Source organism: Sphingomonas lacusdianchii (assembly GCF_022664395.1).
GTDB classification, from domain to species: domain Bacteria; phylum Pseudomonadota; class Alphaproteobacteria; order Sphingomonadales; family Sphingomonadaceae; genus Sphingomonas; species Sphingomonas lacusdianchii.
The window spans coordinates 1-23,352 of record NZ_JAKRET010000025.1 but is presented as its reverse complement, the minus strand read 5'-3'; the positions used below and the strand labels follow the sequence as shown (position 1 = coordinate 23,352).

Here is a 23,352-nt window from a genome sequence, read left to right as displayed (position 1 = left end):
CTTCGACGATCACTCGGATGTAATCGAGCAGGAGAAGAAAAGCCGGTTGTGATCGGTTGCAGTAGCATATTTCCGTGTCGTTAATTCGGGGAGGGATTAGTTATGACAGAGAGACTATATGTAAGCGTACTGCAGAACCACGATAACGCAGGTACCGACAATCTATTCATATTCGGCGAGGCGGGAGAGACGGTGATCATAAGGTCGCGTTCCGGCTATGAGGCAACCGCCACAATTGGAGCGGACGGCTCGGTTGCGGTGCTGCTTCCCAAGAACCTGGCCATGTTCGGTACCGGCGTCAACGACCAGGGACTTGTTATCGAATCGGAAGGATCCATCTCCGCGCTTCTATCGCAGCGCGAGTATGCCACGTCCGATCTATCCGTAATCTTCGGCGAAAAAACTCTCGGCAAAGAGTACATCATCGCTTCGCAGGGTAGCACTATTCTCGACGGCGGCCAGTTCTCGGTTCAGGCAATCAAGGATGGCACTATCGTCACGTTCACGCTGCCTAATGGGCAGCAGTCTACGGTCGAGCTCGATGCCGGCGAGACGTTCAAGTTCTCGACAGTCGACGCATCGGCCAACGCCGCACTCGGAATCAACATTTCTGGCGGGTTGAACCTGACTGGTACGTTGATTTCCTCGACGGAGAACGTCGCCGTCTTCAGCGGTGCGGGTTGCGCCAACATCGGCGACGGGGCGTGCGACCATCTCATCGAGCAGATGCCGCCGATCAGCGCTCTGTCGCAGAGCTACGTGCTCGGCGAGGCATTCGATGTGGGAACGGGGAACAATCTGGTACGGGTCGTTGCCGCCTACGACGGGACCGAAGTAGTGGTCGACGGATCGGTCGTGGCTACCCTGTCGAGGGGATCGTTCCACGAATTCACCTTGTCCGACACTGCCGCAGTCGTGACCACGTCCCGTCCCGCACTGGTCGCTCAGTACCTACAGGGCGCAACGACGGCAGGCGGTGAAGGCGACCCGGCACTCAGCTTCGTACCGGGAACGGATACGTGGCTCGACTCGTACGTCGTTGCCACCCCGTCGGGATCGGACGCCTTAGAGAGCAACCTCCTTAACCTGATAGTTCCGACGGCTGCGCTCGACACGCTGACCATCAACGGTGCGCTCGTCGACCCGAACGAGTTCACATCGATCGCCGGCACTGATCTGAGCGTTGCCAATGTGAACATCGAGCCCGGCGTCATTCGCGTCGAAGCGTCGGAAGAGTTCCAGCTTTCGATATTCGGCTATGACTTCTATGAATCATACCTCACCTTCGGCGGCGCGAGCTTTGCTTCCGGTCTGTCGAATGCGGCACCTGTCGGGAACGACGACAGCTACGTCGTGGGGGTCGATACCGTCCTGACGGTCGCTGCCCCGGAGGGCGTGTTGGCGAACGACACCGATGCCGAAGACGATCCGCTGATCGCATCTTTGCTTACGGGTCCTTCGCACGGGACGTTGGCGCTCAATGCCGATGGCTCGTTCACATACACGCCGGACGCGGGATACGAAGGACAGGACAGCTTCGTCTATCAGGTAAGCGACGGGGAGGACGATAGCGGAGAGACGGTCGTCGAGCTCTTGGTGCGAGGCGACGACCCGCCGGGCTGCCCTACGGTGGACCGCGTCGGTACCGTGAACGGCTCGTCCGGTGCCAACGAAGTCCTCACCGGCGCCGACTACCACAATACGTTCTTCTTCAGCGCCGCCGCAGATACAGGTGACGACCGCATCACCAACTTCGGCGCGTCCGACGTGCTCGTGACGGACACGATGCTCAGGGATTCGAATGGCGACGGCCTCATCGGTCTGGGGCGCAACCGAAAGCTCGACCTCAGCGGCGCCGGCGGTACGATCGCGATCGATGGCGTGTCCGCGCTTCGAGTTCTCGGCGAAGCCTGTGAGGACAACTGGGTCTATGGTGCGGCGTATGTGAGGCCGACGGGTGCGAAGGAAGGCTACGTCTTGAGTGACGACAGCCTTTCCGGAGACGAGGGAGATCTCGCGGGCGACGTGTTCTTCTTCGATACCGCGTTGGATCTCGATCTTGGCGCGGACAACATCACCGCGTTCGGCAGCAACGACCTACTGGTGACCACCACGCGGCTGAACGATCGCAACGGCGATGGCATCATCGCCTTCGGCAGCAATCGCGTCCTTGACCTTTCGGGAGGAACCGGAGCTCCTGGCGATGGGAGCGACCCTGGCGAGGGCGGTTCCGTCTCGATCAGGGACGCGCTGGGTGCGGTCGTCACAGCCATCGAATATGATGGGTCGGTAACGCGGAACGGCGTGACGTACTACGTCTACAGCAGCGTTGGCTCGGCGGCGGACCTGGAAACTTTCGGCTAATGCGTGATGGGCGCCCGCCGTACGAACGGGCGTCCATTTCCAAAATATCTGCTTATCTATTCAAAGGGCCTCCACCCCATCAGTTCACTTGCCTGCTCTGAATTCCGTCAAGATTCGTCCGGTGTGGCGTGATGCCGTGCTTCGTGCAGCGCCGGATGATGGGCGAATGCTTCTATATCCATCGAGTCCGGGAATCGTTGCCATGCACCTTGGTGACGTAAGTACCTGCGCTGCCGCGCTGGTCGTGCCACCGGATCGCTCCCGAACCGCCGCGTTGCATCTTAGCAACGTGTCCCAAATCGGCTGCAACCGGCTGCAGCGACCATGGCTTGATCGACAACGGCTTGCCCATCCATGCACACCGACATTCCAACAGGCGCCGTGGTTCTGACCGGCGACCCGTGTGAATTCCCGTTGCCTTACGTGAGCTAAAGATGCGTTACTGATTCCCCATATGCGAGTGAAGCCGAAAAAAAAAGGCTCGCCGACTGTTCGGCGAGCCTCTTCATCGCGGCGACTGTGGTCTATCAGATAATCGGATCGACCGTAGTCGTCGCAGTCCCATAGTAATAGTACGTCGTTCCGTCGACTTCGTTCGATCCGAGGTAAGCCAGTCCTGAGATGCCCGTGAAGTTGACCTGACCGCCTGGCCCCTTGGATGGATCGCTCGAGTTGGGACCAGTCGTACCCGACGTATCGAGAACAGCGTTACCACCAAACGTAACGGTGTTGTCACCATCGCGATCGAACAATAGCCGGGTGGTGACGAACAGATCATCGTCACCAAAACCGGTCACGGTATCGCTGCCTAGGTTCAGACCAAGGCCGTTGTCATGAAACACAACCCTCTGTCCACCGCTAACGTCAATGGTGTCGTTGGAAACGTCGCCTTCGATAACGCTTGCTTCGCCAAAGGTGTCGAACAGGTTGAATAACGTTCCAGCGTCAGCGTAGACGTGGTTGCCGCCCTTCTCGCCGAGATATCGCAACAACAAGATCGCGTTCTCGTTCTCGCCGACAATCTGAAAATGGTCCTCGCCGGCATTGCTCCGTGAACTGCGATCTATATCGAGAACGCCGTTCGGTCCGAACGCTATGAAGCCATCATTATTCCCGTCAAAGATTTTTTTGCCGTTCAGGATGGAATCATCGCTTCCGAAATTTACGAAGCTGTCATTGCCCACTTTGCCGCTGGCAATGACATAGGCGTGCGAGCCGCCGCCCGCATCATATACGTCCGCAGTTCCGTTAGCGATGACAGCAACCTCGGTAGCCGAGGTAATGAGAACGCTATTATTGCGAAATGCCATAACACACCTCATCCGTAAGTATTTACCCATGGGTAAAGGCACCTCATGGGGCGGTACGCATACAGCTCGCTGCTAAGACGAATTTTTGTTGGGCACATAGTAAGCCCAAGTTGCCGGATAATATCCAGTTACATAAGTTAGTATTTGTAAAATATGCTTTTATTTGAACCAAGAATATACTCAGAATGGGGTATGCGACTGCGGCTTACTCTAAATGGAGTAGGCCAGCTTTGCTGCATCATACGAATCATGGCAAGGCAGAGGTGGTTCGGGGAATCTGGACAGCGGGGATAAGTGGATTGCCGATGTGACAGCGGCCATGCTGGCCGCGAGCAGGAGGCAAGATGAGCAAGCGACCCCGTAGGAACCACAGCCCGGCGTTCAAGGCGAAGGTGGCACTGGCCGCCGTGAAGGGCGAGAAGACGCTGGCCGAGCTGGCGCAGCAGTATGACGTGCATCCCAACCTCATCAACCAGTGGCGGGCGCGGCTGCTGGAGGGCGCGGCGGACGTGTTCGGCGCGGAACCCGCCGCAGCCGAGCCGGCAGTAGACATCACGGTGCTGCACGCGAAGATCGGCGAACTGACGCTGGCGAACGATTTTTTGGCTGGTGCGCTCGGGAAGGCCGGTCTGTTGCCGAGCGCAAAGCGATGATCGACCGCGGTCATGCGCTGCCGCTGATTGCCCAGGCGCGGCAGCTCGGGATCAGCCGCGGCAGCATCTACTATCTGTCACGCCCTGTACCGGAGGCCGACCTGGCCATCATGCGGCGGATCGACGAGTTGCACCTGCTCTATCCGTTCGCGGGCAGCCGGATGCTGCGCGATCTGCTTCGGCAGGAGGGCACGACGGTCGGCCGGCTGCATGTCGCGACGCTGATGAAGCGGATGGGGCTGGAGGCACTCTACCGCCGGCCGAACACGTCGAAACCCACACCGGGTCACAAGGTCTACCCGTACCTGCTGCGCAAGTTGGCGGTGACGAGGCCCAACCAGGTCTGGGCTGCCGACATAACCTACATCCCGATGGCACGCGGCTTCGTGTACCTCGTCGCCATCATCGACTGGTTCACCCGGCGGGTGCTGGCGTGGCGGGTGTCGATCTCGCTCGACGCCGGGTTCTGCATCGAGGCGCTGGAGGAAGCGCTGGCCCGCTACGGCAAGCCCACGATCTTCAACAGCGATCAGGGCTCGCAGTTCACCAGCACCGCGTTCACCGCCGTCCTCCACCGCGAGAAGGTCGCCATCAGCATGGATGGCAAGGGCTGCTGGCGCGACAACGTGTTCGTGGAGCGCCTCTGGCGCTCGGTGAAATACGAGGAGGTGTATCTCAACGCCTACGCCTCGGTCCCCGAAGCTCGTGCCGGCATCGGCCGCTACGTCGGGTTCTACAATCCTGCTTCATAACACCCATCTGTCTATGTTGTTGAAGTAAATAGGCTTTGCTGATCGGGATGCGATCCCGTGGGGTATTTTGGGTTTTTCCGGGCGCGGTTTACGAGTTGATGGGCGGAAGAGCCACCAAGTTCGGCCCGGCTGAATATCCATGGTCCTTCTGGTAGAGGATGGATGCCTTCGATCTCGCCGGCTTCCGCTGCGACCCGGAGAGTCTTCGGGGTCACGCCGATTTGGCGGGCCGCCTGACCCAAGTTCAGCCATGGAACATCGCCATCGGTTCCTGCGCGGAAGACCGGAATCTTGTGATGAGACCTCAGCGCGGTGACCCGTTCGCGCGTCCAGCGGTTGCCGTGCCCGGTCATCAGCCCGTTCCGGTTGAGGATACCAGCGATCAGGTCGTCATTGGCGATGAGCACGAGTTGGCGCACGGCGACAATGACGTCGGCCGGGGTGCTGTTACGCTGTCCCTTGCGGCGCTTGGGCAGTCGTAACTCGGTATGGACGCCGCCCGCCCAATGGATCAGCAAAACGATCTCGGATGCGTCGCCGTCGATGTCATCGATTACCTCTTGGATGAGAGTGCGCACGATGCGCTTCTTCAATCGTGCATCGGTCTGCGGGTCTTTCCAGACGGCTTTGAGATCGGCGGCAAGGCCGTCGATCTCCTTCAGGGACGTCGACGCTGGTTGCGGCATTGAGGCATCATGCGCGGTGATCCTGGCCTCCACTTCGCTGACGCGCGTGAGTGCGCGGTTCCATCGCGCTTCCAGTTCCGCCGCTACCAACCGATTCTGAGGATCGGCGGCATCATATTGTCGGAAGGCCCGATCGGCCTCGTAACGGACTGCTTCGAAATCGCGCATCAGTGCGTCGCGGACCTGATCGCGGCGACTGGCTGCCTGTGCTTCGGCTTCAACCGCAGCCGCGATCGCTCCGGGTTCGAGGACCGGAATGAGCGCCTGCTCGATCGCATCATCGACGCGCAATCCGCCGAATGCGATACAACGCGGCTCGCCATTGTCGAGCAGGCCCCGCCAGCAGGAATAGCGGGGAATATCATGCCTGGCACCGGTGTAACGCACGGTCAGCTTGCGGCCGCACCGCCGGCAACGGACGAGCCCGGTGAGCAGTGCATCGCCATGCTTGGGCGCCCCATGGTGCCGACTGGTGGGGACATTGTCGCTCACCATCTTGCGGATAATCTCCGATCGCTCCCAACTGACATAGCCTTCGTGCGAACCAGGGATTAGCGCCAGCCACTCGTTCCGTGGCTTGCGGCGACTCTGCGATCGCATGCCACCACCATTATATCCGGCGGCAGTGCGACTTTTACCATAGGCATAGGCGCCACCGTAAATCGGGTTCTCGATCATCCGGTGAATGGTTGCATAGTTCGGCTTGCGCCACTCGATATCGCCGTTGTTGCGCTTGGCTGGGAGGTCCAGCCCATGCTCGATAAACCAGAGCAGCGCTTGCCGTGCACTGCCGAGCTCGGCCACCTTGTCAAAAACCAGGACGATGGCTTCCTGGACCCGACGATCGGGATCCTTCTCGAGCCGGTCACCGACCTTCACGAAGCCGACTGGGGCCGCAACGATCAGTTCGCCGCGTCGAGCCTTCTCGTAGCGGGCTGAGAGCGAACGCTGGCGCAGAAGATCCAGTTCATACTCGTTGAGGCTGCCCTTCAGGCCCAGCAGCAGTCGGTCATTGCCCTGGCGCGGGGCGTACACGGTCTCTTGGTCGATCAACACCGTGTCGACGACCCGGCACATCTCGATAAGCTGTTGCCAGTCACGGCTGTTGCGGGCGAAGCGCGAAACTTCCCGTGCAGCGACTGCACCGACTTTGCCAAGGCAGACCTCGGCAACCATCCGGTCGAAACCGGCGCGTGTCACACCTCCTGCGGCTGATCGGCCAAGATCTTCGTCGACGGTCTCGATGCGAGACCACCCCAGAGTGACCAGGCGATCGCGCATTGCGTATTGCAGAGCGCTACTCTCCCGGTTGTGAAGGACCTGATGGGGGGAGGACTGCCGCACATACAGGATCGCCTTGCGTTCGAGATGCTGCGGGCCGATCTTCTCAAAGTTCATCGTACGTCTCCCGTGGTTCCGCGACGGGATCGCTGTCGATATGCTCGAGTAGCAGGCGTACGATCAGCGGCATCAACGCTTGGCGTGTCGGCGGCGGCAGGGTCTGCCATCGCGGAAGCTGCGCGATCCCGGAACCGCTGGGGCTGGAGAACAGATCGAGCTGCACTGTCATCGGCTTGCGTGCCATCAAGACCTCCCGAATACGAGTCGTGAGGGCTGAATGCTGCGCTCGAAACCGATGAAGCCGAAATCTTCTTGGCTGCCACCTGCAGGAGTCTGGACAGCGCGCTCAGCGCGCCGATATCCACGCGAGATGCAGCTTCAAGGCACGTCATGGTACAAACAGCGCGGTCAAACATCCACGCCGGAATCTCAAGCAAGCGATCGGACGTCGTACCTGTGAGGTTGCACCGAAAAACAATCCCCCCGGCGCGTTCCACGGCTTGATGCACGTGGATCTGCCGACCCCTCCAGGGGTGCCATTGATAGATAACTTCCCGGATATCGGGTTCGTGGGCGTTGCGTCGCCGTGTTGTACAATGCCGTCAGGCCGCACTCCGCGCTTGGCGGCCGCACGCCCGACCAAGTATACTTTCACCAACCGCTTCTCGCAGCGGCATGATCAACCAGCGGCAGTACACTTATCCAAAGCCGCGAGCCTGTTCAGACAAACCGAGCCACCTCTAGGCTGGCATCCACTGGGTCCGCTATCGACCGTCAGTGGACCGCAAGCGGAATTCTAAAATAAATAGCGTGCCGTCCCCGCTTGCTTCGATGGCTGATTAATACCACAACCAGGTCGTTGCTTTCCCTCCGATATAGCGCGTGCCGTTTCACGAATTGCGGTATGCCGACACTATGTGGACAGCAATCTGTAAGCGATGGTCCGTTATATAGCTCGTTACCGCGATATCGCTGATTCTAAATTAAAAATGTTGGCGCCATTTCTGGTTCGTGCGATCTTGATCAGAATCTCAAGCCAATCGGAATTCGATGTCCACTTTAGAGACATTGGGAGAGGTTATGGTCGCAGTTCGCGACGCTACACACACGGTCGGTACGATCGCCTATCGCCAGCAGGAAATGCTAGCGACGTTCGCTGAGTTTGCGCTCAAGTCGGAAAACGTTGACTTGATCATGCGCGAAGCGTGCCGCTGCGTGTGCGAAGCGGTTAAGGCAGACATGGTCCTCATGTACCGTCTGAGTAACCAAGCTCGCAGGGTTATATTGCGAGCGGGTGTAGGAATAGACGAGCTGCACGTTGGCGGGACAGTAGCTCGGCGGGATGACGGGTCGTTAGAAAGCGCGCTTCTCGACAGCGGTGAGCCCGTCATCGTGCCGAACATCGATATCGAAACCAGGCTCGAAACGAAGAACCTTCTACAACGCTTCGGGCAACGTGGGTTAGCGTTACTGCCATTACTCGATGGTCCCGCCACTCCGGTGCTCGGTCATCTACATATCAGTACACGAGAGCCGCGCGACTTTTCGTCGGATCTTCCGTTCCTTCGTATCTACGCTAGCCTGGTAGCTACAGGCATCATGCGGGTCGAAACCAACGAAGCGCGTCAGCGTGAAGCAACGGCTCATCGAGCCGTCGAACGCAACCTTCAGTTGATCGTCGAGAACATACCGCAGTTCATATGGTGCGCGGACGTGAATGCGCGCTGGCGATGGGCAAGCCCGCAGTGGCAACTCATCACCGGTCAGCCGAAACGGTCCAGCCTCGGCTTGGGGTGGCGAACGAAGGTGCATCCTGAGGACCTTCCCGCAATCGACAAGGCGTGGTCAGCGGCAGCGATCGAGAGGTTTTTCGAAGTTCATTGTCGGATTTGGCACGACGACGGAGGCGGCTACCGTTGGCACTATGGCCGTGCCCTCCCATATCCCGAGAACGAAGCGACCTTCCGGTGGATGGGGACGTTTACTGACATACATGAGCAACGTCGCCTGGAAGTGTCTCAGCAACTGCTCGTTGCCGAACTTCAACATCGCACACGCAACCTGCTGACCATCGTTGAGGGCATTGCGCTTCAAACCGCTGCCACCGCCCAGCAATGGTCGGAATTTGCACCGGCTTTTCACGGCAGGCTGCAGGCTATTGCAAGGGTGCAGACCCTACTTACGGATGCTGACACTAAGCCAGTGACTATGAACGATCTCGTATCGATGGAGATCGACAGCATCGGTGATGCCGTGAGTACCGTCGGGTTGAGAGTCAGTGGACCGGACGTCAACCTGTCGCGTACCATAGTTCAGATGCTTGCGCTTTTGCTTCACGAGCTTCTCACGAACTCGCTGAAGTACGGTGTGCTACGTGCTGGTACCGGAAGCATCGCTATTAGTTGGGACATTGATAGCCCGCCTAGCCGTCTCACCCTGAAATGGCACGAAGCGGGCTTCTCATCCATCCAGCCCACTCCCGCTTCCCGAAAAGGCTTTGGACGGGAGCTGATTGAGCGGGCCGTTCCCCGGCAACTTGGTGGCTCGAGCACATATGAACTCCGCGAGAGCGACTTGTCTTGTTGCATGGTTGTACCACTTCGCACAAACGGAGTTGCAGCTTGAACGCGATCCTTCCAGAAAGTGCCTTAAATGGGTGCCGCACGTTAATAGTTGAAGACGAATACTTTATCGCGGTACTCCTAGAGCGCTCGCTACAGGACCAAGGAGCAAATATCGTCGCATCTTTGGGCAGGCTATCCGATGCGTTGGAGTTCGCGCGGAGTGACGGTTTTTCCGCCGACGCAGCCCTCATCGATGTTAATCTGGACGGAGAAATGAGCTTTGCGCTTATTGACCAACTGATATCACGATCGGTGCCGGTAATTTTGCTTAGTGGATACGACAAACATTTACTGCCAACGAGATTTGCTGGCTTACCACAACTTCAAAAGCCAGCTTCCATGCCGCAGGTGATTGCTGCCGTGAGGGATGCAGCGTCGGTCAGTTCGAAGCAGGCCGAGTAACACCAGGCGAAGTTTCTGATACCGCGACGCTGCGTCGATGAAGCGCCGTGACCCGCTTAACCTGCGCGATGCTGCAACCAGCCAGTTCCGCCGTGCGGGCAATGCTCATACCGGCTTCGCGCAGCGCGACGATACGGCGGTGGTGGGCCAGATCCGGCTTCCGCCCGGTATAACGCCCTGCCCGCTTGGCGATCTCAATCCCCTCGCGCTGGCGTTCTCGCCGCGTCTCGTAATCGTCGCGGGCGGTTTGCAGCGCGACGCGGAGCAGCATGTCCTGCACCGCCTCCAGCACGATACGTGATACCCCTGAACTGTCGGCGACCAAGTCGGACAGGTCGACGATACCGGGTACCGCCAACCGCGCACCCTTCCCCCGGATCGTCGCAACCAGCAGTTCGGCTTCCGGAAGCGGCAAGCGGCTGATCCGGTCGATCTTCTCGGCGATCACGACTTCGCCGGGTTGCAGGTCGTCGACCATCCGCAAGAGCTCGGGTCGATCAGGCCGCGCCCCTGACGCCTTCTCGCGGTACACGGCAGCGACATAAAAGCCTGCGGCACGGGCGCCGACCACAATCGCCTCCTGCCGGGCGAGATCCTGTTCGTCGGTACTGACGCGCAAGTACACCCGCGCCGCTCGTATCGTGCTGCCTTGCTGCTCGCTCATCGTTCCTCGGATCAACTGGGTATACGCAAGATAGCGATCAGCCGATTTGGAGCGAAGCAACCCAACGGTGCCGAGAACAGATCGTGATAGTAGTCCCGGTGGATATGAACGGCAACGATCATCGTTCAGTATCGGACGTGGCAAAACGCGGTTCATTAATCGATCGCTATAGCGCCGATAATCTATGGATTTTGCTTTGGTCCTAATGCAACCATCCCGGAATTTTTCCCCGCGCGGGCTTTGAGTTCCTTCCGGCATCATGGCTTGCCGGAGCGGGCGTTCGCCACCCACTCCGGTTGTACTTACAAACCGTATGACAAGCGAACGTAGCCGAAGCGGCCCGGCACGTCGTAGGTCGTCGGGTCGTAGTTGTTGAGACTGCACGAGAAGCAGGCTGGCGGGTCCTGATCGAAGACGTTGTTAACCCCCAGCGTCAGCGCGAAGCGGCTGTCCATCCATGCAGGACGGAAGGCGAGCTGGACGTCACCGTACAGCCGCTCCTTCAACACTGTCGTGTTTTGAATTTCGCGGACATCGTCGATGAAACGGCCGGTGACCGATGCCGTAACCGGCCCTACCGCCCAGTCGATCGTCGCCAGCCCCTTGAACCGCGGATATGCCTGATCCGGGCTGCCGCGCTCGGTTCCTTCATAGCGAGTCGTCGTGGTGCCGTTGGTAGCGGGCACGGTTTCCTGATAGCCCAGCAGATAATTGCCGATCACAGACAACCCGAACACGCCCGCGCCCGTTTCGCGGGTGCGTAGCGTGAAGGTCGCATCGATGCCACGGGTGCGGATGCCGCCGGTGTTGAGCAGCAGCCCGCTGATCGACGAGATGAAGCCGTTGGCGGTCCGCGTCGTCGCCGCGCACGACAGTGGATCGCCGGTCAACGCGCAGCGGCCGAGCAACACGTTGGCGGGAATGGCGGCGATCGCGTCGCGAACCCGGACGTCGTAATAATTGACCTCCAGGCTAAGCGCGCTGGCAAAGCCGCCCCGCGCCCATGCCGGGCTGTAGGCGCCGCCGAACAGCAGCGTACGCGCTTTTTCGGGCTGCAACGCCGAATTGCCGCCGGTCAGGACCGGCAACTGGCCCGCCGGTTCGGCATAGCTGCCACTGGCCGGCACGCCGTCGGCGATGCAGTTCGTGCGCGCGGTGGCGTTGGTGCGGAACAGGCTGCCCGCGACGTTCGAACAGGGATCGGGCAGCGACTGGTCGAAGCGCGACTGTGCGCCGAACAATTCGCCGATCGACGGCGCACGGACGCTTTCCGCATAGGATCCGCGCAGCAGCAGGTCCGACACCGGCTTCCACAAGCCACCCCCGGTAAGCGTCGTGTTGCCGCCAAACGTCGAATAGTCCGAATGGCGAACCGCGCCGTTCAGTTCGAGGCTGCTGAAGAACGGCACGTCCTTGAGCAACGGCAGGCGGATTTCGCCATAGACTTCATCGACGTTGAAGCTGCCCCGCGCGGCCTGCGCTGGAATGTCCGCGCCAAGCCCCGCCTGAATCAACGGATCGGGGGTGAAGCTGCCCGACTGGTAGCGGTGTTCATAACCGATCGCGATACCGACCGGACCACCCGGCAGGTCGAACAGCTGACCCGACAGATTGGCGGTATAGTCGTTCAGCACCTGATTGCTGCGCGCGCGCTCGTCGAAGCCGATGAAGCCCAGCATCGCCGGGGTGATCGACCCGACCCCGCCAAAGACGTTGAGGGGAACGCATTCGCCGGTACATTGGCCGATCGGGCCCAGCGCCTGGCGCAGGCGGGCGACGTTGACGTTGCCGGTGAACAACTGCTTGGCGTCGTTATAACCGACGACCGCGCTGGCATCCCAATACCAGTTGCGGCCCATCATCTCGAACTGTCCGTCGAGCGTACCGGTGACCGACATGGTGTCGACCGTTTGGCTGTAGGTGCGCTGCCCTGCCTCGACCAGTCGGCGGAAGATCGCCGAGTAGGTCGCGGGTTGACCATTATCACCTCCGTTCAGGGTGCGGCCGAACGGATTGAACGGATTGGTTACGTCGATCGAAACGGTACGGGTCAGCGGCCCGCCGCCCGCATCCGGGCCGATCGGCAGCGGCAGGAACGCCGCCTGGTTCTGCGACTGGCGGTGGTTGTAGACCGCTTTTACCCGCAGGTTCAGTGCTTCGGAAAATTCGGCGCGGGCGTTGACGAAACCGCCATAGCGTTCGCTGGGCGTCAGGAAATAGTTGAACGGCGCGAAATTGAACCGGTCGCCGGCGGTAAATGCCTTGAAATCGCCACCGGCCAGCGTCGGGTCGTACACCGGCGTGCGGCCGATGACCGGCGCGCGCAGCGTCAGGTTCTGGCCATTGACGATGAAGCGGCCGAGTGGGGTGTAGCTGGAACAGCCGCCGATCGGATCGGCGCAGCTGGTTTGGCCGGGATTGGGGAACAGCGAGATATCGCGGTCGGCGGCGCTGACCGATCGCTGGCGGATGTAGAAGGCACCAGCAACGAAATCGACGGGTTGATTCGACCCGTTGCCCCAGCTGAGCTGGTAATTCTCGGTTTCGCCATCGCCCTGTTCGAGGAACTGGCCATATTGTGCCTGTGCGCGGAAGCCCCGCTGGCTCGACTTGGTGATGATGTTGACGACGCCGGCGATGGCGTCCGATCCGTAGAGTGGCGACGCCCCGGATTGCAGCACCTCTACCCGGCCGATCATTACGTCGGGAATCGAGTTGAGATCGACCGAGGCGGGGATGCCGCTGGCCGAGGCGCCGTTGACGTAACGCAGGCCGTCGACCAGCACGAGCGTCCGTTTGGCGCCCAGATAGCGCAGGTCGATCGCTGCCGATCCGGCGCCGACACCGCCGCCGTCAGGCGGATTGCCGAAATTGCCCGAATTGTTGAACTTGGTGTTCAGCCCGCCCGCCGAACTAGGAATGCGTTGCAGTACGTCGGCGATCGACGACAGCCCGGTGCGCGCGATCGCCTGTTCATCGACGCTGACGACCGGCGACGGCTGATCGGTCGGATCGCGACGGATGCGCGAGCCGGTCACCACGATTTCACCGTCCGCGGCGGCATCGTCGGCGACGTTCGGGCTGGACACGGAAGGCGCTGTCTGAGCGTCCGCAGCGGTAGCCAGGGTCGTAGATACAATAGCAAGGACGGCCCCGCCGCATAATACGACCGATCGGAAACTCAGCATGTTAGCAAACCCCTGTCTTCTTGTTTTGTTATGGGACAAGGCTCGCGGGATGGATGTCTCTCTGCAAGTCGGTTTTTCGTGGCGAACTTGTTCGGTGATGAAATTGTCGCACTGTGTTGTGGATTGGCCACATTGGTTGGAAACACGCAAGTCAATGATTACAAGCGTATTCCAAACGGTGATGACTGCTTAACCGCTACTCTGGTCTGGACGAATAAGCAGCTGAAACAATGCGTTCGTTTTCTACCGGCATCGCTGCATCCTTATCGGGCGCTACCGAAGCTGGCGCTACTCCGATTCGGTGATTGGGCCTGATGCATATGATGCAGCGCCGACGAGCGGTTGTTGATGCGGTTTGGCGGACGAGACGCATCGTTGCGATGTCGCGCTTTATCCGAAGCCGGTGAGTAAACATTCTCACGTCGAGACAATCGGCACGTTTCCACTTTTGTAGGTACCGGGGACATCCGTTAAAGCTGCGGAAAGGCCGCTCGAACAGCGGCCTTTTTTGAAGGGCGGACATGAATGTTTCCGGCACTGCTGGATCCGAGACGTCATCTCTAAGCCGTAGATGACGGCTGTCCGGCAAATTTCGGCAGAGGTTATCGTCCAGCGTCAGTGCTCTCACAATGCATGTCCTGCGCCGCAACCTTCTTACGGTGTAACGCAGTCACGCGCTTAACCTGCGCGATGCTGCAACCGGCCAGTTCCGCCGTGCGAGCAATACTCATGCCGGCCTCGCGCAGTGCGACGATGCGGCGATGGTGCGCCAGATCCGGCTTCCGCCCGGTGTAGCGCCCTGCCCGTTTGGCGATCTCGATCCCCTCGCGCTGGCGCTCGCGCCGCGTTTCGTAATCGTCGCGGGCGGTTTGCAGCGCGACGCGGAGCAGCATGTCCTGCACCGCTTCCAGCACGATCCGCGATACCCCCGAACTGTCGGCGACCAGATCGGACAGGTCGACGATCCCCGGCACCGCCAGACGCGCGCCCTTCCGCCGGATCGTTGCGACCAGCAGTTCGGCTTCGGGCAGCGGCAGGCGACTGATCCGGTCGATCTTCTCGGCGATCACGACTTCGCCGGGTTGCAGGTCGTCGACCATGCGCAACAGTTCGGGGCGATCGGGTCGCGCACCCGACGCCTTCTCACGGTACACCGCCGCAACGTAGAAGCCGGCCGCCCGCGCACCGGCGACGATCGCTTCCTGCCGGGCCAGATCCTGTTCGTCGGTACTGACTCGCAGATATACCCGTGCCGCCCGGATCGTGCTTTGCTGCTTGCTCATCATTCCCCGGCTCAATTGGGTATACCCTTGTGAGCCACCGCTGCGGCATCCGGCTCGGAATAGCAAGCGCCGATCCTGTCGAGCCTAGCTCAGCTAGTCAGGCCTAAGTAGCTACCGCGCGCAGATATGAACGGCCACCAATCACTAAACCCGTTGAAGGGTCCTGCTTTGCGCTATCCGTCAGCGCCGACATCCGGTAAGGTCTGGTGATTGGGTCAGCCAAGCGAGTTCAGTGCAGATGGAAGCACAGAGGGTCAAGATCGTGGATGGTGGCAAGCTCGTGATCCCGGCGGCAATGCGCCGTGAGCTCGGGATCACCACAGGTGACACCGTTCTCGTCGATGTGGACGATGGCGAGTTGCGGGTACGGTCCGTACCGAGAGCGTTAGAGCGGGCTCGCGCGATCCTTCGCAAGTATGTGCCCGAAGGCGTCGGCCTGGCTGACGAGCTGATTGCCGAACGCCGGCGTGAGGCGGAGCGTGAGTAGCAAGGTCGTACTCGACGCCTCCGCCCTGCTCTGCCTTCTGAACGACGAGCCCGGGGCTGATCGGGTAGTCGACGTGCTGACCCGCAGTGTCATCGGAACGGCGAACCTGGCCGAGGTCGTGTCCAAGCTGCGGGAGCGTGGCCTGTCGCTGGACGAGGTGCGTGAGGCGCTCGGCGGGTTGCACCTCGATGTTCGGCCGCTCTCCCCTGCCCAGGCGCTCATCATAGGCGACCTCCGACCGTCGACGAAGGCACTTGGTTTTTCGCTTGGCGACCGGGCATGCCTTGCTTTGGCGATCGATCTGCAAGCGCAGATGTTCACGACGGACGGCCCGCTGGCGAGCGCGGATGTCGGCATTACCATCACCAACATGCGCCCTCTGGCGTAGTAGGCCCATATTCGTGCTTTTGGGTACGGTACGCTGCAGGCGGGGACACGCATGACAACCGTTCCGACACTGGTGCGCGACACCATTCTGATCACGCACGCCAACCCCGAGGATAACCGGTTCGCGCGGTGGCTCGCAGGTCGCTTGACCACTGCCGGGTACAAGGTCTGGGTCGACGTTCGCGCGCTTCGGGGTGGCGACGATTTCTGGGACAAGATCGAGCACGTGCTGCGGCACGAGGCGATCAAGCAGATCGTCGTCGTGTCCGAGCACATCGGCAAGCAAGGCGTAAAGAAGGAACTCGCCCTCGGCGACGTCATGCGTCGCAAGCTCGGCGATGCGGAGTTTATGATTCCGATCCGAATCGCCGACGTGGATTTCGGCGATTTCCCGACGGAGATCCTCCGCCAGAACGCACACAATGCGTTCCCTAACTGGGCTGCCTGCCTTCAGCCCCTGTTCGAGACGCTCGACTCCTCACGTGTGCCAAAGGTCGAGCATCCGGACGCCGAGCAGCTTGCGATGATCGTCGCTGCCCAAGAGGACGGTCGAAAGCTGGTCACTCCAAGTCCCGAGACGCTCTACAGCAACTGGTTCGAACTCCGGGCGAGGCCTGACGTCTGGATCCTGGAGGCGAAGGGCACGACTGCGCAGTTGGAAGCCTGGAGCCAGTTCACGCGTGTTCCCCATGTGCTGCACGATGGAGGCGCGATCGCCTTCTGCGGACCCGATGCGATAGAGCGTCTCAACAATGGTGCTCCGCCGTTAAAGGCGCGGGCCAGCTTGCCCTTCAACGGCGTGATAGACGGTACGTATAGCCGCCACTTCGGTGAGCGCTCCAATGCACGGCGGATCGCCGTCAATCTGATGCGTCAGCATTGGGACCTGGCTATGCATCGTCTTGGGCTACTTCCTGTCGATTTCTCTTCGGGCGCCCGGGGCCGCTTCTTCCCCGACGGGCTGATCGACGGGAGGGTCAAGCTTACGCTGAGCGACGGACATCGGGTTGACCGGGTGCTGAGCGGCAAGTTCAAGGATCGGCGCTGGCACTTGTGCCTTGTCGCTCAACCCAAGCTCTGGCCGGATGCTCTCTTCCGGGTCCATGCCAATGTCGCGGTGACGACCGATGGCCGAACCCCGCTCCCCGGTGAACAGCTGCAGCGTATCCGGTTGCGCCTCACGCGGTCTTGGTTCAACGACAAATGGCGCGACATGCTGCTCGCCGCGATGGGGTGGCTTGCCGAAGGTGATCCGACCCTAGACATTGCCGCGTCCGGTGAGCGCCTTGCGGTTGCCAGCCTACCGATGAGCTTCGACTTCCCAGTCAGCTTCGCCGCGGAAGAGGACCGCCGAGTCGAGGAAGACGAATCCGGCCAGATAACCCTGTCAGAGGACTTCGAAACGGCTTTCGACCGGGATGAGATGCCGGAGGAGGCCGACGCATGAGCATTCTCACGCATCGCATCGCCGAACCTTTGCTTGAGTTCGGTCACGGGCAGCAGATGGAAGCGCCAAAAGATGGGCTCTTCCTCTTCGGGCCGCTCGAAGGCCCCGATGGCCGCTCCCAGGTGCGCTTGGGCGTCATCGGGACGGAGAGCGGCGTCGGCCTATCCCGCCGCTGGTTAGAGCGGATCAGCCTACATATCCCCGGCAAGGTCGATGCGAAGGGCAAGCCCGTTCTATGGGCACCCGCATGGCCAGGCTTCGAGGCCTGCTTCGGCATCGCGCTGCCAACCCGCGGCATGGTCGAGCTAGCGCTCAAGAGCGGCGACATCGATCATTGCATCAAGAAGAACAATCGCGCCGACGCGGTCCGATCCACGGTGCTGCTGTTCGCCGACGCGATCCGCGCGCACATCCGCGCCGAGGAGCGCCGTCCCGACGTCTGGCTCGTTGTTGTTCCGGACGTCGTCTATCGCTACGGACGTCCCCAGGTAGCACCACCGCCCAGAGACGAGCGCACTCCCTCTGACATCACGAGCTTCAAGGACGCCAAACGCTTCTTCCAGATGGGCGGCGACCTGTTCCCAGACACGGTGCGGGATGCCGAAACCTACCTGTTCTCGAGCAATTTCCACCACCAGTTGAAAGCCGAGTTGCTGCAGGACGGCGTCGTCCTCCAGCTGATCCTCGAAAGCACGTTGGTCGATCGCAACCTCAACATCACCAACGACCGCCGGCGCGGCCTCCAGGACGAGGCCACGGTTGCCTGGAACTTCTGCACCACGCTCTACTTCAAGATGGACGCCAAGCCGTGGGCGCTGGCCCATGTCCGCCCTGGCGTTTGCTACGTCGGACTGGTGTTTAAGAACGACGACACGCCTGCGGCGACGGGCGAGGCCTGTTGCGCCGCGCAGATGTTCCTCAACTCAGGCGACGGTCTCGTATTTCGCGGCGCCCTTGGCCCCTGGTACTCCGACGAGCGCAAGGAATATCACCTGTCGAGGAGCGCGGCGGCGAATTTGATGACCTCGGTGGTCGAGGGCTATAAGCTCAAGCACGGCAAGCCGCCGAACCAGCTGTTCATCCATGGCCGTCACCGCTTTTCCCACGATGAGTGGGACGGCTTTTGCAGCGCAGTGCCCACTGAAACACAGCTGGTAGGAGTCAGGATCAAGCAGCTCGATGATGTTCGGCTGTTCCGCCCCTCTGCGTCGACACCGGTCCTGCGCGGCACAGCCCTTACCGTGGGTGACTGGTCAGGTTACCTTTGGGCGCGGGGGTTCGTGCCGCGGCTGGCAGGGTATCCAGGGTTCGAGACACCCAAGCCGCTCACCGTCGACGTGACGCATGGCGAAGGGGACATTGTAGAGGTGCTCGGCGACATCCTTGCGCTCACCAAGGTAAACCATAACGCCTGCGATTTTGCGAGCGCCCTGCCCGTGACGCTCAAGTTCGCCGACCGGGTGGGTGAGATCCTGATGGCGTCGCCTCATACCGTTACCGCACCGCCGCTGCCGTTCCGGCACTACATCTGATCCCATGAGCGCCGACTGATGCCGATGGCACGTCGAGCGTAAGGCGAAAACGCTGACGTCCACCGATTTAGGTGCAAATCCGCTATTTCGGGAGCGTGCCGCCGGGCAGATGCCGTCCACCATTTCAGGAAAACCTACACATGTCGGCTCTTGACGACTTTCCGGATTATCCGCATGATCCGGCTCGTCAGCCTTTTAGGCTGGCTTGCTCCAGGTAACGCTCGGAAACAGACAAACGCAACGCAACAAGACCGCCATACACGATAGACACGTCCCGATGTGCGAAGAGAACGGCCACAAGGCCAAGCGGGGAGCCGCAACGCACTGGTGAAGGACAGCCCGCCCGCAGGCGGTTCGAACAGATCCCACCACGGTAACTGCGACAAGATTGGAGCGCCGCTCATGGCGAAGAGCATGGAAATCGTGCCGTCCGGCACGCTGCAAAAGCAGTTCGGCCACTATTCCGACGAGGCGATGATCCGCCCTGTCGGGGTGAGCCGCAACGGCCGGGTGCGCTTCGTCATGGTTCCTGTGGACGAATATGAGCGCCTGCGACGCCGTGAACGGGTCGCCGGGCGCACGGAGGATCTGGATGAAGAAACCCTCGACGCGCTCCGCGCCGTCAAGCCCGGGCCAGGCAGCGAAGAAGCCGAAAGGCAGCTCCAGGCTGCCGGAGCCGGGTGAAGTCCTAAACTACAGCTACCTGTGGGAGCGTGAGTATCGCGACGGGCGCGACGAGGGGATTAAGGACCGGCCGGTCGCGGTTGTGTTGATGACGGTCAGCCGGGATGGCCTGTCACTCGTCCATGTGGTCCCGTTCACCACCAAGAAGCCCGGCGCCGGCGATGTCGCGATCGAGGTGCCGCAGGCCGTGCGCCGCCAGCTCCGCCTTTCCGGCGACCGCTCGTGGATCGTGGTCAGCGAGTGGAACCGCTATGCCTGGCCGGGCTACGATACGCGGCCGATCCCCGGGCGCGAGCCGTCGACGAGCTACGGGTTCATTCCTTCTAGCCTGCTCCAGCGCGTTCTCGATGCGATGGTCGCCGTCGGCATCGGTCGGCCGGTCGATCGCGATCAGTGAGCGAAGCGGTCCGTTCTCGTGGCGAGGAACTCGGCCTGGTGACCCTCGTAGAGCCCAGCACCATCACAAATCTCTACCGGCTGGACTTGACCGGCAGCCGTGCCGTCGCGGGCGAAGCCGGTCCGCTTTATGCCACCGTCGTTATCGAGAGAACACGGCGCCAGGTCGACGTTCAAATCCGGCTGACGGGTCATGTCGGGCTCTATCAGCGCGGCATCGGAGTGCGGCGCACGCTGCAGATCAACGGGTTTGGTGAGGTCAGGGAGGGTGGTGTCAAGATTCCCGGCGGGTTCTTTGAGGTTCACAATGATCTGAAGCGCCATGGCCTTGGCGCGATCATGATGAACGCCATGCTCGATTGGGCGCACGCGTACCATCCGAGCGCGACTATTCTGCCGATCGGCGTAACGCATGCCTCATTCAGCAGCAAATCGACTCCCGTTCCGTTCTATAACAGATACGGGTTTACGTGGACCGCTGCTTCAGACGCGAACAAGCTCTATTCGCATCCCCGCCCCGTCGCTACGATCCATGCGATACCTCTGAGGTATCCCGTGTCGGTGCCGACGCTTCCCGAACAGCCCGATCCTTGGCGCAACTGAACAGGCGCGAAGACCAGCCTGCCGAGAATCAACTATTGCATCCTGAGTTCGGCAAGCTGGAGGACGTCGACGGTAAGTCCTTCGGGTAGCAGCACGTTCGCGATTGTTTCGAGCTGTGAGCGGTGGAGTTTGTCGCTCGTCTTGATCTCGCGAAAAAGGACATCTCCATCCCGCACGGCGGTCAGGTCCGGCCACCCGGCACGGTAGCAGTAGGCGTCGCTGCCGAAACGAGCTGCGATGCTGGGGAGCTGCGGACCGAGCGCTCGGTGTAGCTGCTCGATCAGCTCGCCGGTAACACCGGGATAATACTCATCGACGCCGGCAGCGTAGATCGCGTCGAAGTTGCGGCGGACCCGGGCCGTCGTAGCGCGGCCGATCGCAGCATAGATGCTGTCGAGGTGGGCGGCATTGATGACGAACTGCGCTTCCAGGAAGCGGGTGAGGCTGTCGGCCGCCCCCAGCGTGTTCAGCTCCATCAGGCGCTCCAGGCAGGCCGCCTTCATCAGCAGGAGCATCGGTCCGCCTTCGCATGTGGCGCACGTCCAGCCCTCGGCCCGCAACAGCGCCGCGGCGGCGTGTTCGGGTCGATAGTGGGCGTGGCCGTCGACATGCCACCCGTCAGGACCGCGGGGCAGGTCGACGAGCTCGAGCGGCACACCGAGCGCCGCGCATTGGTCGCGGAGCGATGTGCGCGGCTTAGCCGGCATGATCGGGCGTCGGACGGCGCTCGACGCGCGGCAGCCGGTCTCTGATCGCGGCGAGCGCGGCGATGCAGCACGCGATCGGGGTGCCGATCCAGGTGGCGGGGCGAAGATCGTCTGGCCATGCGAGCAAGGCGTTCTCGACGCTCGCGGTGAAGGCCGGAACGATGCCCTCGGCGTCGCTGTCCAGGTCGAACCAATGCGTCGCGGTCTGACCGTCGATCTTCACGGTATCCAGCCCTGGGGGCCTGCCGGTCGCGGCTCTCCATTTCGCGTAGAACACGCCGCTGTCGTAAACCCAGCTCGGCTCGTGTCCATCGCGCAGGATCGTGATCTGGCGATATAGCTCGCGACGGATAGCCGCGGCGTGGCGCACGACATTGATGTGGTCGAGCCATGCCGACGCGCCGCTTGGATCGTATGCGTAGGGCCACCTGATCGGAGGATCGTCGCAGCTAATCAGCTCGCAAAGCGCGGCGCGCGCCTCGTCGGACCCGTCGAACCACTCGCCTGCGAGCCGGTGATCGTCCATGTCGAGGTGAATGTCCTCCTCCATGTCGCCGCATCCGGTGTAGATTTCGACGGTTTGGATTCGGCAACGCTCGGTCGATTGGAGCGTGAGGCGACGGCGTTCGACGTCGACGGATCGGCCGATTTTGATAAGCCCGAACTCGTTCTGCATGACGTAGAGGTGCTGGCCGGTCGCTTCTGCCAAGACGGTATGCTCCGGCTACGATCGACGGGTCACAGCGGCGTGCTCTTGTTCGCCTTGGACAGCTCTTCCATCACCCGCGCCCGCGCCGCCTCCGACATGATCTCGACTTTGCCCTGGTCGATGCGACCGTCGATGCCCTGAAAGACTGCGGTCACGGTCTGCGGCAACGACCAGGTGGCGCGGAGGCTCTCGTATTTCGCGCCAAATCCGTTCTGCAGCGCGTCGGCCGTGGTCGACGTCGGCTCTCCTAGCTTGCCCCTCAACTGGGCGAACATCGCCGCCTGCTGGGGCTGGCCGCGGGTCATCCAGCGCAGCGCCTGGATTGAGCAGCCCCCAGCGGGTGGTCCGGCATGTTAGTTAGTGCATTGTCGTCTCCGCCGCCATTGCCGGGCGTAGGTGGAGCGAAGCGGAACCGGAGGCCGGTAATGGCGGTGTCGCCGCTTCCGGGGCCGGCGGGCGGTAGCCCAGGCTGCTGTGCGGCCGGACGGTGTTGTAGTGACGGCGCCATGCCTCGATCAGCACCCTGGCCTCCGCGAGGCTGTAGAAGATCTCGCCATTGAGCAGTTCGTCGCGAAGCGACCCGTTGAAGCTCTCGTTATAGCCGTTCTCCCATGGCGAGCCCGGGGCGATGTAGAGCGTCTTCACGCCGATCTGGCCGAGCCAGGTCTGGACGGCGGTGGCTATGAATTCGCTGCCATTGTCCGACCTGATGTGCGCTGGCGGACCGCGTTCAATGAACAGGTCGGCCAACGCGGCCAGCACGTCTTCGTGGCGGAGCTGGCGTGACACGACCAGTGCCAGGCACTCGCGGCTGGCCTCGTCGATGATGGTCAGGATGCGGAACTTGCGCCCATCGTGGGTACGCTCCTCGACGAAATCATAGGCCCAGACGTGCCCCGGATACTCTGGTCGAAGCCGGATGCAGGAGCCGTCATTGAGCCAGAGCCGGCCGCGTTTCGGTTGGCGCTGCGGCACCTTCAGCCCCTCGCGCCGCCAGATCCGCTCGACCCGCTTGTCGTCTAATCGGTCAAGCCGTTTGCCAAGGTGCTCGTAGTCGATCTTCTTTTGCGCATCGTTGTCGTCTTCGAGGTCAGGACGGGTCCAGCCTCAGCATGGCGCCAGATCGCCGGCCT

General features: G+C 61.3%; 19 protein-coding genes and 2 pseudogenes. 11 read left to right on the top strand and 10 right to left on the bottom strand.

The window, feature by feature from the left end; genetic code table 11:
* Nucleotides 1–102 precede the first annotated feature (102 nt).
* Complete coding sequence (locus tag MF607_RS20465; RefSeq protein WP_242121976.1) at nucleotides 103–2,364, top strand: cadherin-like domain-containing protein; 2,262 nt, start codon at nucleotides 103–105, stop codon at nucleotides 2,362–2,364.
* 527 nt (nucleotides 2,365–2,891) lie between these two features.
* On the opposite strand, the gene MF607_RS20460 is transcribed toward MF607_RS20465, so the two are convergent.
* The gene (locus MF607_RS20460) at nucleotides 2,892–3,674 is read right to left on the bottom strand and encodes a type 2 periplasmic-binding domain-containing protein (RefSeq protein ID WP_056455842.1); all 783 of its coding nucleotides are present in this window, start codon (nucleotides 3,672–3,674) and stop codon (nucleotides 2,892–2,894) included.
* 344 nt (nucleotides 3,675–4,018) lie between these two features.
* Here MF607_RS20460 and MF607_RS20455 point away from each other — a divergent pair.
* Nucleotides 4,019–5,067, top strand: a pseudogene (locus MF607_RS20455) (IS3 family transposase); the annotation flags it as partial.
* A gap of 23 nt (nucleotides 5,068–5,090) precedes the next feature.
* On the opposite strand, the gene MF607_RS20450 reads toward MF607_RS20455, so the two are convergent.
* Complete coding sequence (locus tag MF607_RS20450; protein WP_242121975.1) at nucleotides 5,091–7,163, bottom strand: recombinase family protein; 2,073 nt, start codon at nucleotides 7,161–7,163, stop codon at nucleotides 5,091–5,093.
* Nucleotides 7,153–7,350 carry a hypothetical protein gene (locus MF607_RS20445; protein WP_066562783.1) on the bottom strand — a complete coding sequence of 66 codons (198 nt, stop codon included), beginning with the start codon at nucleotides 7,348–7,350 and terminating at the stop codon, nucleotides 7,153–7,155. Before MF607_RS20445 ends, MF607_RS20450 begins: the two co-directional genes overlap by 11 nt.
* An 836-nt stretch (nucleotides 7,351–8,186) precedes the next feature.
* On the opposite strand from MF607_RS20445, the gene MF607_RS20440 reads away from it, so the two are divergent.
* Nucleotides 8,187–9,731, top strand: coding sequence for a sensor histidine kinase (locus tag MF607_RS20440; protein WP_242121974.1), 1,545 nt, complete (start codon nucleotides 8,187–8,189; stop codon nucleotides 9,729–9,731).
* Entirely contained in the window at nucleotides 9,728–10,132 is a 405-nt protein-coding gene (locus MF607_RS20435) for a response regulator (RefSeq protein WP_242121973.1), read from the top strand. Before MF607_RS20440 ends, MF607_RS20435 begins: the two co-directional genes overlap by 4 nt.
* Here the strand turns inward: MF607_RS20435 and MF607_RS20430 are convergent.
* The 3 genes from MF607_RS20430 to MF607_RS20420 all read right to left on the bottom strand — a co-directional run bounded on the left by MF607_RS20430 (nucleotide 10,110) and on the right by MF607_RS20420 (nucleotide 15,270).
* Nucleotides 10,110–11,057: a recombinase family protein gene (locus MF607_RS20430; protein WP_431311983.1), complete on the bottom strand. Its 948-nt coding sequence runs from the start codon at nucleotides 11,055–11,057 to the stop codon at nucleotides 10,110–10,112. The genes MF607_RS20435 and MF607_RS20430 overlap by 23 nt on opposite strands.
* A gap of 41 nt (nucleotides 11,058–11,098) precedes the next feature.
* A complete protein-coding gene (locus MF607_RS20425; protein ID WP_347340907.1) occupies nucleotides 11,099–13,885 on the bottom strand; it encodes a TonB-dependent receptor domain-containing protein in 2,787 nt (928 codons plus the stop codon).
* Nucleotides 13,886–14,586: 701 nt separating this feature from the next.
* Complete coding sequence (locus tag MF607_RS20420; protein ID WP_242121971.1) at nucleotides 14,587–15,270, bottom strand: recombinase family protein; 684 nt, start codon at nucleotides 15,268–15,270, stop codon at nucleotides 14,587–14,589.
* A gap of 235 nt (nucleotides 15,271–15,505) precedes the next feature.
* Here MF607_RS20420 and MF607_RS20415 point away from each other — a divergent pair, with 235 nt between their 5' ends.
* The 7 genes from MF607_RS20415 (at nucleotide 15,506) to MF607_RS20385 (ending at nucleotide 20,803) form a co-directional block, all read left to right on the top strand.
* On the top strand, nucleotides 15,506–15,754 hold the full coding sequence (locus tag MF607_RS20415) for an AbrB/MazE/SpoVT family DNA-binding domain-containing protein (RefSeq protein WP_046408754.1): 249 nt from the start codon (nucleotides 15,506–15,508) through the stop codon (nucleotides 15,752–15,754).
* Nucleotides 15,747–16,142: a type II toxin-antitoxin system VapC family toxin gene (locus tag MF607_RS20410; RefSeq protein ID WP_242121970.1), complete on the top strand. Its 396-nt coding sequence runs from the start codon at nucleotides 15,747–15,749 to the stop codon at nucleotides 16,140–16,142. The genes MF607_RS20415 and MF607_RS20410 overlap by 8 nt, the downstream gene beginning before the upstream one ends.
* 51 nt (nucleotides 16,143–16,193) lie before the next feature.
* The gene (locus MF607_RS20405) at nucleotides 16,194–17,588 is read left to right on the top strand and encodes a toll/interleukin-1 receptor domain-containing protein (RefSeq protein ID WP_242121969.1); all 1,395 of its coding nucleotides are present in this window, start codon (nucleotides 16,194–16,196) and stop codon (nucleotides 17,586–17,588) included.
* Nucleotides 17,585–19,120 (top strand): argonaute/piwi family protein, encoded by a 1,536-nt coding sequence (locus MF607_RS20400; RefSeq protein ID WP_242121968.1) that lies wholly within the window; start codon nucleotides 17,585–17,587, stop codon nucleotides 19,118–19,120. The genes MF607_RS20405 and MF607_RS20400 overlap by 4 nt, the downstream gene beginning before the upstream one ends.
* Nucleotides 19,121–19,522: 402 nt before the next feature.
* Nucleotides 19,523–19,804 carry a type II toxin-antitoxin system Phd/YefM family antitoxin gene (locus MF607_RS20395; RefSeq protein WP_242121967.1) on the top strand — a complete coding sequence of 94 codons (282 nt, stop codon included), beginning with the start codon at nucleotides 19,523–19,525 and terminating at the stop codon, nucleotides 19,802–19,804.
* Nucleotides 19,713–20,201, top strand: a complete 489-nt coding sequence (locus MF607_RS20390) for a hypothetical protein (RefSeq protein WP_242121966.1) — start codon at nucleotides 19,713–19,715, stop codon at nucleotides 20,199–20,201. Before MF607_RS20395 ends, MF607_RS20390 begins: the two co-directional genes overlap by 92 nt.
* The gene (locus MF607_RS20385; RefSeq protein WP_242121965.1) at nucleotides 20,198–20,803 is read left to right on the top strand and encodes a GNAT family N-acetyltransferase; all 606 of its coding nucleotides are present in this window, start codon (nucleotides 20,198–20,200) and stop codon (nucleotides 20,801–20,803) included. The genes MF607_RS20390 and MF607_RS20385 overlap by 4 nt, the downstream gene beginning before the upstream one ends.
* Nucleotides 20,804–20,835: 32 nt before the next feature.
* Here the strand turns inward: MF607_RS20385 and MF607_RS20380 are convergent, their stop codons facing one another.
* The 4 genes and pseudogenes from MF607_RS20380 to MF607_RS20365 all read right to left on the bottom strand — a co-directional run.
* Nucleotides 20,836–21,510, bottom strand: coding sequence for a VRR-NUC domain-containing protein (locus MF607_RS20380; protein WP_242121964.1), 675 nt, complete (start codon nucleotides 21,508–21,510; stop codon nucleotides 20,836–20,838).
* Nucleotides 21,500–22,219 carry a GIY-YIG nuclease family protein gene (locus MF607_RS20375; protein WP_242121963.1) on the bottom strand — a complete coding sequence of 240 codons (720 nt, stop codon included), beginning with the start codon at nucleotides 22,217–22,219 and terminating at the stop codon, nucleotides 21,500–21,502. The genes MF607_RS20380 and MF607_RS20375 overlap by 11 nt, the downstream gene beginning before the upstream one ends.
* Nucleotides 22,220–22,248: 29 nt before the next feature.
* Nucleotides 22,249–22,524, bottom strand: coding sequence for a hypothetical protein (locus tag MF607_RS20370; RefSeq protein ID WP_242121962.1), 276 nt, complete (start codon nucleotides 22,522–22,524; stop codon nucleotides 22,249–22,251).
* A 52-nt stretch (nucleotides 22,525–22,576) separates the two neighbouring features.
* A pseudogene (locus MF607_RS20365) lies at nucleotides 22,577–23,242 on the bottom strand (IS3 family transposase); the annotation flags it as partial.
* Nucleotides 23,243–23,352: the final 110 nt, after the last annotated feature.